Here is a 9,075-nt window from a genome sequence, read left to right as displayed (position 1 = left end):
CTGAAACGTTACAGATTTTCGATACGGCAATTGCGCGGATGGCGCAACCCCAGCGGTGGGGACCGTTCGATATTTTTTCGAGTCGCGAATAAAATATGTCGACCGAACTCGTCGTTGTGCGCCGCAATATGAGCAATTGCAGTGCAAGATAGAAAGGGTTCACGCAAGCCGGCAAAGAGCGTCGCCCGGACGGCGTTTCGCTCTGGATTCTCAAGCGAATTCGCGACTCCATTCCGGCCTGTGAATTCGCCCGCAAGCACGGTGCGGTTGGCAATCTGTAACGTTTCAGTATATTGACGGATTGCCGGGTTTGAAATCATGCCACGCCGCCAATCATGGCGATTGCCGACCCGGCCTGCGGCTGCTATGCGCCTGACGGGCGGGACGAATGGACAGACGGCATACGGAAAAGAACGAGGAAGCGTCGGCGCAAGGGAGGCCAACGCTGAAGACGCTTGCCTTCATGACCGGGCTCGGCGTCACCACCGTGTCGCGCGCCCTGAAGGATGCCCCTGAGATCGGCGCCGAAACCAGGCGCCGCGTCCAGCTCGTCGCCAAGCAGATCGGCTACCGCCCGAACCGCGCCGGCGTCAGGCTCAGAACCGGCAAGACCAGTGTCATCAGCCTCGTGCTCAACACCGAGCAGGAGATCATGAGCTTTGTTTCGGACATCATTTACGGTGTCTCGGAAGTCATTGCCGACACGCCCTACCATCTGATCGTCACGCCCTATTCGCGCTCGCAGGATCCGCTCGACCCGATACGCTACCTGGTCGAGACCGGCTCCGCCGACGGCGTCATCATTTCACGCACGCAGCCGAACGATCCACGGGCACGCTACATGCTGGAGCGCGGCATTCCGTTTGCCACGCATGGCCGCACCGAGATGGGGCTGGTCCACCCCTATCATGACTTCGACAATCACGCCTTCGCGGTCGAAGCCGTACGGCGCCTTGCGAGCATGGGACGCCGCAAGCTCGCTTTGCTGACGCCACCCGTCGGATTGACCTATTACGGCCATACGGTCAACGGCTTTGCCGATGCACTGAGCGAGGTCGGCGCCAGCGAGATCCCTTTCAGCACCGTATCGATCGACCATTCGATCGAACAGATCAGGACGAGGACCGCGCAGTTGATGCGCCGCGACATCAGGCCGGACGGTTTTGTCAGCAGCGCGGCCGCCGCCACCCTTGCGCTCGTCGCCGGCATCGAGGATGCGGGCCTCAAGCTTGGCCGCGACGTAGACATCGTCTCCAAGCAGTCATCGGACCTTTTGCATCTGTTCCGGCCCGAACTGCTGATCGTCAACGAGAACTTCCGCATGGCGGGCTCCGAGCTCGCCCGCTCCGTGCTCGGTTGGATCGGCGGCGCGGCACCCGGCTCGCTGCAAAGTCTCAGCGTGCCGGGCGAGGTCCTGGCCTACAATCGCTCTCCGGACTAACCGGCAGCGCCACTGCCCCACGGACCGTGGAAGGCACCCTGCTCGCCGATGCGTTCGAAGCCATGCGCGCCGAAGAAGTCACGCTGCGCCTGGATCAGGTTCGAGGTGCCGCGGCCCTGGCGATAGCTGTCGAAATAGGCAAGCGCGGAAGACAGCGCCGGCACCGGCGCGCCGGCCTCGGAACCCCTCGCCACGATACGCCGCAGCGACGGATGCGCTTCCTGCATCAAGCTGATGAAAGCCGGCGCCATCAAAAGATTGGTCGAAGCTCCGCCGCTGCTGAAGGCCTCTGCCATCGTATCCAGCATCTGCGAGCGGATGATGCAGCCGGCACGCCAGATCCTGGCAATTGTCGGCATCGGCAGGTTCCAGTTGAACTCCTTCGAGGCGCCGCTCATCACCGCGAAACCCTGCGCATAAGCCGCGATCTTGCCGGCGAACAGCGCCAGTTCGAGGTCTTTCAGCAGCGCATCCTTGTCGCCGGAAATCTTCGATACCCCCATGTTGCCATAGGCTTTCTCGGCCGCCAGCCGCTCGTCCTTGATCGACGACAGCACGCGCGCCGCCACGGCCGCCTCGATCGCGGTCGCCGGAATGCCGAGTTGCTGCGCCTCGATGACCGACCATTTGCCCGTGCCCTTCTGGCCGGCGCGATCGAGGATGATGTCGACCACCGGCTTGCCGGTCTTGGGATCATCGGCGGCGAGCACCTTGGCGGTGATCTCGATCAGGTAGGAGTTGAGCCGGCCCTTGTTCCAGTTGGAGAACACCGCGCCGATGTCCTTCGGGCCCATGCCCAGGCCATCGCGCAGAATGCCGTAGATTTCGGCGATCATCTGCATGTCGGCATATTCGATACCGTTGTGGATGGTCTTGACGAAGTGGCCGGCGCCGTCGGTGCCGAGCCAGGCGGCACACGGTTCGTCCTTGAACTTGGCGGAGATGGCGGTCAGCACTTTTTCGACCCGCTTCCATGAATCCTCCGTGCCGCCGACCATGATCGACGGGCCGTGGCGCGCGCCCTCCTCGCCGCCGGACACGCCCATCCCGATGAAGGTCAGGCCCGAGCCGGACAGTTCGGAGAAGCGCCGCATCGTATCGCGGAAATTGGCGTTGCCGGCATCGATGACGATGTCGTTGCTGGACAACACGCCGCGCAAGGCGTCGATCTGCTCATCGACCGGCTTGCCGGCCAGCACCATGATGATGATCGGGCGCGGCGGCCGGATCGCAGCGGCAAGTTCTTCCAGGCTGTAGCAGGGCACAACCATGTTCTTTAGCGCGCCGGCATTCTCGACGAAAGCGTCGGTGCGCGCTTGGGTGCGATTGAAGACGGCGATGCGGTGCCCGTGTTCGGCGATGTTCAGCGCCAGGTTGGAACCCATCGTGCCAAGGCCGATCAGGCCGATTTCGGCTTTTTCCATCGTTTCTTCCCCGCTTTCGGATCTTGTTGGTTGGAGCCCGCGATTTTGTCGGGATGCCTATTCTTCCCGAGATGATTGACGGGCCTTTCTGGCCGCGTCAACCGCCTCGCCGAATTGTGTTGCGTTCGCACAATACAGGCCGTCCGACAACGATCACATCTGTCGGCTACGGCCGGATGTCCACAGGCGCTTCGATCTTCACCATCTTGAAATCCGAGACCAGGATGTCGATGCGCACCATCCAGCGCCCAGGAACCGGAATGATGAGGTTGTCGACGCGCCAGCTGCCGTCGCCGGGCTTGGTCGCCGCGCGCTTCAGCGGCTCGATGCCTGAATCGGGCTTCGACAGCACCAGCGTCACCTCCTTGGCGTCGAGTGGCCCGAAATCGCCGGTCATGATGATCATCGAGGCGGCGACAGGCCCGGCATGGCCTGGCGTGATGCTGAGATCGGCCATCGCCTCCAGCGCGTGGATGTGGACCGAGGCCGGCTGCGCGGCCGCGATCGCCAGCGCCCTCGGGGGCGGGGTGAAGCGCCAGCCCGCGGCAACGCCGAAGATCGCCAGGACGATCAGCATTTCGACGCCGATCGAACGGGTCAGCCTGCGCCGCACCTCCGTAGCGCCGGCCTCGGCGGAAGCGGTGAGTTTCCAGCGATTGACCGCGGCCAGTGTGAACAGGAAGACCAGCAGCGCCAGCTTGCCCAGCAGCAGCCGGCCATAGGCGGTGCCGGCCAGCGCCGAGGGCGTCTGCACCTGGATGACGGCAAGCCCGATGCCGGCCGCGGCAAGCACGGCCACCACAGGCAGGATCGCGCGGGAGAAGCGGCGCAGGAACGCGGCGGCGCCAGCCGTCTGGCGCTTCAGCGCGAGACCGAGCGGCACTAGCGCGCCGGCCCAGAAGGCGATGCCGATACCGTGCACGAACACCAGCGGCCGCGTCAGCCATTGCGGCTCGGCCACGCTGGCATGGCCGCTGGCGGCAAGCGCGAGACCGACACCGAGGAGGCTGGCGAGCGCCAATGGCCTGGCGAGCACACGCGGTCCAGCCAACGAAAGTAGACCGATCCCCAGCGCGGTCAGGGCGGCCAGTACCGACCAGCCGAAGGCGGTGCCGAGCCCGGTCCGCCAGATCACCGGCTGTGCCAGATGGGAGAGCGGTGCTCCGAGCGCATCGAGCCCCTGAAAGCCGAGCGACAAGGGTGCCGCCACGAGCCCGCACAGGATCGCGGCCGTGACAAAACGCCGACCGGCGGCTCCGTTGCCGGCCAGCCAGGCAAGGGCGAAGGCGCCGCCGACGCCGAGGAAGAGGCCGATGTAGAGAAGGACCTTGCCGATCCAGATCGACAAGCGCAGCGGCCAGTCGACGGCTTCGGGCACGGCGGGCGGCTCGGTCGGCGCTCCGATGGAAAACAGCAGCGAGCCGCCGACCGGATGGCCGTCGGCGGAAATGACGCGCCAGCTCAACACATGCGTGCCGGATTTAAGCGTCTGCGGATTGTCGATCTCGAGCGTCTGCTCGCCGAGGCGGAAGGATGTCAGCGCAACCGGCGTGCCGTCGGGCTTCACCAGCGTCAGCACCAGCGGCGAAACCGGTTCGCTGAAAGTCAGCGAGAACTGGGTTGGCGCTTGCGCCAGCACGACACCGTCGGCCGGGTCGGTCTTGATCAGCGCGGCATGGGCAAATGCCTGGCTGGTCGAGGCCATGACGATAAGCACCATGAGCAAGCGCAGCAGTCCACCGGCGATCCGGCCGACGGGCTTGCTGGTGATATCGACCATCCGGGACGATGTTGCGGTCATGCCAGGCCACGGGGCTGCGGCGCGCTCCGGCAGGCAGAGCGCGCCAAGGGGAGAAACCTATTTCTTCGGTGTGAGCTTGATGCCGGGCGCCGGGTTCTCCAGCGCGTCTTCATCCTGCCCCGTCATCGGGATTGCGATCCAGCGGTCGACGGCATCGCCGCATTCCTGCACCACCGGGAAATAGAGCTTCTGGCCGACGGGCAGATCCGCCGTCAGCATGGCTCGGAAGACGAACTCGTCATAGAATTCATCCGGCAGATTGCCGCCGCTCCAGTCGACTTCCTTGACGCCATCGGTCACCGCCTGGCCATAGAGCTGATAGGACTTGTCATATTTGCCCTTCTTGGCCTGCAGCGTCCAGCCGGGTTTCGGCATCGGCTTCACCGCGATCACCCCTTCCGGGATTTGCACCCGCACGGCGGTCGTCGCCTTGCCGTCGCAGCCATGCGGCACCCGAAGCACCGCCTTGTAAGTCGAGCCGACCTCCGCCTCCTGGGTTTCGAGCGTGATGTGCGCGAAGGCGGCATTTGTCCCGAGAGCCAATATCGCGCCGGCAGCCAAAAGATACTTGTTCATGATGATCCCTCTAGAATCTTGATCGGCACGACGGCGGTTCAGTCGTTGTCTTCTTGAGGCGCCGCGCTGCCCAGGGCCTGCACAGCGAATTTGATCGTCACCGTCCCGGCCTTTTCGAAAGTCAGCGTGGCGGCGAACATCTCTCCTTGCTTGGGTGGCTGCTTCAAATCCATGAACATCACATGATAGCTGCCGGGACCCAAAACGACCTTGCCGCCGGCTGGAATCTCCAGGCCGCCGGAAACCGGCCGCATGGTCATGACGCCGTCGTTGACACCCATCTCATGCAGCTCGGCCTTTTCGGAGATGTCGGACGAAATCGACAGCAGCCTGTCCGGCGCGCTGCCGTTGTTTGCAATGGTGAAATAGCCGCCGGCCACCTTGGCGCCGATCGGCGTGGCACGCGACCAGGGATGGTCGATCTCGAGATCACCGACCTTGAACTCATGCGCCAGGACGGATTGGACGCCGGCGAGCGTGATCGCCAAGGCCAGCACGGCAGCGCCGAGACGGTCCTGGACGCCGGACAGAATGCGGCCGAACGGATTGCCCGCCGCTATATCGGAAAAATGGGACATGGTTGCTCCATGAAGTGATGATCGCGCCGTCGCCGGTCGCGAGCCGTTTGGTCGTTGGATGGGTGCGCCCGCGAAAGGTTCCGCTGGGCAAAAAGCTCAGGCCGCCGGTGGCGGCGCGCGCGGGTTCGACGGCGAGCGTTCGCGCGCGAAGTCGAGGTGGATGCTCGCCGGAAAAACGAAGGCGACCGCTTCAAACGAAAGGCTGGCCAGGGCCAGCCCGGCGTCGGGCGGCGGCGCAAAAGCGGATGAAAACATGCTGCAGCCAAGGGTGCAGCAGGCCGGGAGATGGGATGGGTGCTGGTCACCCCCAGGAAGCTGGATCGCGCCGTCACGGGTACAGATCACATTGCCGAATGCGTCGAGCTGCGCGGCGTTGGCCCCGGCAGCGAAGGCACCGAGCATCGACTGAAGCAGCAGCACGCAGGCCGCGACAAGCGCGGTCGGCATGCTCCAGCGTCTCCCCCGGCGGTTCAAGCCATCTGCCTCTTCAAGCACTTCCTGGAAGATACCTATCATGGCGGCGGCAGGTCGAAAATCGCCAATTCGATGCTGCGGCAACGCGGCGCGATCAAGGTTTCTGCAAGGACCGGCTTTCGGGGATGGAGGTCAAAAGCGTCTGGCGCGCAGACTTCAGGTGCTTGCGGCAGGCGGCGTCGACCTTGCCGAGGTCGCGCGATTTGAGCGCCTCGATATAGGCGAGGTGCTCACCCACCGCGACTTCGTTGCGCTCGCGCTCCTGCGCCTTGTTCCACTGGTAGTGATAGTGGAAGATCATGGCGATGACGTCGTAGAAGTCGACGATGAAACGGTTGTGCGAGGCCCGGTGGATGAGCCGGTGGAAGCGCTCGTCCAGCTCGGAAAACGCGTTGAAGCGCGTGGTGATCTCTCGCGCCAGCAGACGATGTTCGTCCTCCAGGCGTTCGAGATCAGCCCAGACCGGACTGTCTTGCGGCAGAGCGGCGAAGGCGGCCGCCGAGCGCAGTTCGAACATTTCGCGGATCTCGGTCAGTTCGAGCGCGAAGGCCCGCGTAAAACCCTTCAGCACCCAATGGCTGTTGCGGCGCTTCTCGATCAGGCCGAAGCGCGAGAAGCGGATCAGGAACTCGCGCACGCTGGTGGTGCCGACCCCGATCTCGCGCGCCAGTTCAAGTTCGTTGATCTGCATGCCGGCCTCGGCGCCGCCGGCGAGCAGCCGTCGCATGAACGACCGCTCGATGATCTCGGCCAGTGTGTCTGTCTCTTCCTCAGGGAAAAAATCGTCCGGACGCGGCTCGCGCAGCACCGTTTTGGCGCGCTTGTTCCAGGCGATCAGCCCGGTTTCCTCCATGCGCGCCAAGATGCTGCGCACGGTCGTGCGGCTGACGCCGAGCAGTGTGCCCAGCTCTGGTTCCGACGGCAGGCTGCGCGTTTCGTCGAGCAGCCTGAGGCACCTGTTGTAGGCGTCCTTGTAGACGTTGTTGCTCTTGGACATCCCTGACCCATTCATGCCGGCGCTTGCGGCGGCCGGCTTGAAGCGCAATATGACGTTCCCATGACCCTGAAAAGCAGGAATCGCTTTCGCCGGGGCACGGTCCATTGTTTGCAGCGGCACCGCCAGCCAGAGGCGTGCGGAACGCCCGCGAAAAAACAATTGACGCAAAACTGTTTTTTCACGATAAAAGACATTAGCTCTTAACAGACGCGTGTCAATCCGCGCATCCCAGGATCACCCAGGAAACCGCCCGTGAACGTCTCGAACACCATTCTTCTGTCTCCCGCAGACAATGTCGCCGTTGCCAATGGCCGCGTCGAGATCGGCACGGTTCTGCCGGGCGGCGCGGTTGCCACCGCCGTTATCGAGCCGGGCCACAAGGTGGCGATCAAGCCTATTGCCGCCGGTGAAGCCGTGGTCAAATACGCCCAGGCGATCGGCCGCGCCACGCAGGACATCGCACCGGGCGAGCATGTCCATTCGCACAATCTAGTGTTCGAGGCCGGCCGCCTGCCGGTGGTGCCGCCAAGCGAGGCCGAGCATGCGACAGCGGCCGACCGCGCCCGCACCTTCATGGGGTATCGTCGCGCGGATGGCCGCGCCGGCACGCGCAACTTCATCGGCATCATCGCCAGCGTCAATTGCTCGGCCACGGTCTGCCACTCCATCGCCGACACCGCCAACCGGACTTTGCTGCCGAAATATCCCGGCATCGACGGTTTCGTGCCGATCGTCCACGGTCAGGGCTGCGGCATGAGCGGCACTGGCGACGGCATGATGGTCCTGCATCGCACGCTTGCCGGCTATGCCCGCCACCCGAATTTCGGGGGCGTGCTGATGGTCGGCTTGGGATGCGAGGTCAATCAGCTCACCCTCTATGGCCAGAAGGGTGTCGCCGCGGGAAAACGCCATTTCAACATCCAGGACGCCGGCGGGTCGCGCAAATCGGTGGAGAAGGCGATGGCCGTGCTGGCCGAGATCGCCGAGGAAGTCGGTCAGTTGAAGCGCGAGCCGATCCCGGTCAGCGAGATCGTCGTCGGTCTGCAATGCGGCGGATCCGACGGCATGTCGGGCATAACAGCCAATCCGGCGCTGGGCGCGGCCGTCGACATTCTGGCCGGCGTCGGCGGCATCGGCATCCTCTCCGAGACAACGGAAATCTACGGCGCCGAGCATCTGCTCGCCTACCGCGCGGCGACGCCCGAGATCGCCAAGAAGCTCGATGGCTATGTGAAGTGGTGGGAAGATCACGTCGCCAAGCATGGCGCCTCGATCGACAACAACCCCTCGCCCGGCAACAAGCGCGGCGGCCTCACCACCATCCTGGAAAAATCGCTCGGCGCCGTCGCCAAGGGCGGCCAGACGCCGCTCAACGGCGTGTTCGGCTATGCCGAGAAAGTCACCGGCAGCGGACTGGTGTTCATGGACACGCCCGGCTACGACCCGGTCTCGGCCACAGGCCAGGTCGCGGGCGGCGCCAATGTCATTGTCTTCACCACCGGCCGTGGCTCCTGCTTCGGCTGCCGGCCAACACCGTCGATCAAGGTCGCCACCAACTCGACCATGTATCACCAGATGGAAGAGGACATGGACGTCAATTGCGGCGTCATCGCCTCGGGCGAAAAGACCATCGCCGGCATGGGCCGCGAGATTTTCGAACTCATCGTCGAGACGGCTTCCGGCCGCAAGACCAAGAGCGAGGATTTCGGCTATGGCGACAATGAGTTCGTGCCCTGGCATCTCGGCGCGACGCTCTGAATTCAACGCATATGTGGTAGAACCGC

General features: G+C 64.0%; 9 protein-coding genes. 2 read left to right on the top strand and 7 right to left on the bottom strand.

Features of this window, described 5'->3' with window-relative positions; translation table 11 throughout:
- Positions 1 to 8 precede the first annotated feature (8 nt).
- Entirely contained in the window at positions 9 to 320 is a 312-nt protein-coding gene (locus C1D09_RS19610) for a hypothetical protein (protein ID WP_143975868.1), read from the bottom strand.
- A 68-nt stretch (positions 321 to 388) separates the two neighbouring features.
- Here C1D09_RS19610 and C1D09_RS19605 point away from each other — a divergent pair, with 68 nt between their 5' ends.
- Complete coding sequence (locus tag C1D09_RS19605) at positions 389 to 1,441, top strand: LacI family DNA-binding transcriptional regulator (RefSeq protein ID WP_143975867.1); 1,053 nt, start codon at positions 389 to 391, stop codon at positions 1,439 to 1,441.
- Here the strand turns inward: C1D09_RS19605 and gndA are convergent.
- The 6 genes from gndA to C1D09_RS19575 all read right to left on the bottom strand — a co-directional run bounded on the left by gndA (position 1,438) and on the right by C1D09_RS19575 (position 7,291).
- Positions 1,438 to 2,865, bottom strand: coding sequence for an NADP-dependent phosphogluconate dehydrogenase (gene gndA / locus C1D09_RS19600; RefSeq protein WP_143975866.1), 1,428 nt, complete (start codon positions 2,863 to 2,865; stop codon positions 1,438 to 1,440). The two genes, C1D09_RS19605 and gndA, sit on opposite strands and share 4 nt — an antisense overlap.
- Before the next feature lie 166 nt (positions 2,866 to 3,031).
- Positions 3,032 to 4,645 (bottom strand): copper resistance CopC/CopD family protein, encoded by a 1,614-nt coding sequence (locus C1D09_RS19595; protein WP_167514680.1) that lies wholly within the window; start codon positions 4,643 to 4,645, stop codon positions 3,032 to 3,034.
- A 78-nt stretch (positions 4,646 to 4,723) separates the two neighbouring features.
- Positions 4,724 to 5,242: a YcnI family copper-binding membrane protein gene (locus C1D09_RS19590; protein ID WP_143975864.1), complete on the bottom strand. Its 519-nt coding sequence runs from the start codon at positions 5,240 to 5,242 to the stop codon at positions 4,724 to 4,726.
- A gap of 38 nt (positions 5,243 to 5,280) precedes the next feature.
- Positions 5,281 to 5,820, bottom strand: a complete 540-nt coding sequence (locus C1D09_RS19585; protein WP_143975863.1) for a copper chaperone PCu(A)C — start codon at positions 5,818 to 5,820, stop codon at positions 5,281 to 5,283.
- A 96-nt stretch (positions 5,821 to 5,916) separates the two neighbouring features.
- Positions 5,917 to 6,267, bottom strand: a complete 351-nt coding sequence (locus C1D09_RS19580) for a DUF2946 family protein (RefSeq protein WP_143975870.1) — start codon at positions 6,265 to 6,267, stop codon at positions 5,917 to 5,919.
- Between the two features lie 121 nt (positions 6,268 to 6,388).
- Entirely contained in the window at positions 6,389 to 7,291 is a 903-nt protein-coding gene (locus tag C1D09_RS19575) for a GntR family transcriptional regulator (RefSeq protein ID WP_143975862.1), read from the bottom strand.
- A gap of 252 nt (positions 7,292 to 7,543) precedes the next feature.
- On the opposite strand from C1D09_RS19575, the gene C1D09_RS19570 reads away from it, so the two are divergent.
- On the top strand, positions 7,544 to 9,049 hold the full coding sequence (locus C1D09_RS19570; protein ID WP_143975861.1) for a UxaA family hydrolase: 1,506 nt from the start codon (positions 7,544 to 7,546) through the stop codon (positions 9,047 to 9,049).
- The last annotated feature ends 26 nt before the right edge of the window (positions 9,050 to 9,075 follow it).

The organism is Mesorhizobium intechi, assembly GCF_002879535.1.
GTDB lineage: Bacteria > Pseudomonadota > Alphaproteobacteria > Rhizobiales > Rhizobiaceae > Mesorhizobium > Mesorhizobium intechi.
Note: the sequence above shows the minus strand (reverse complement) of the source record. Positions and strands in the feature narration are given on the sequence as shown.

Coding starts and splice junctions, on each gene's coding strand:
- C1D09_RS19610 (WP_143975868.1), bottom strand. CDS start 320: ATGATTTCAAACCCGGCAATCCGTCAATATACTGAAACGTTACAGATT.
- C1D09_RS19605 (WP_143975867.1), top strand. CDS start 389: ATGGACAGACGGCATACGGAAAAGAACGAGGAAGCGTCGGCGCAAGGG.
- gndA (WP_143975866.1), bottom strand. CDS start 2,865: ATGGAAAAAGCCGAAATCGGCCTGATCGGCCTTGGCACGATGGGTTCC.
- C1D09_RS19595 (WP_167514680.1), bottom strand. CDS start 4,645: ATGGTCGATATCACCAGCAAGCCCGTCGGCCGGATCGCCGGTGGACTG.
- C1D09_RS19590 (WP_143975864.1), bottom strand. CDS start 5,242: ATGAACAAGTATCTTTTGGCTGCCGGCGCGATATTGGCTCTCGGGACA.
- C1D09_RS19585 (WP_143975863.1), bottom strand. CDS start 5,820: ATGTCCCATTTTTCCGATATAGCGGCGGGCAATCCGTTCGGCCGCATT.
- C1D09_RS19580 (WP_143975870.1), bottom strand. CDS start 6,267: ATGCCGACCGCGCTTGTCGCGGCCTGCGTGCTGCTGCTTCAGTCGATG.
- C1D09_RS19575 (WP_143975862.1), bottom strand. CDS start 7,291: ATGTCCAAGAGCAACAACGTCTACAAGGACGCCTACAACAGGTGCCTC.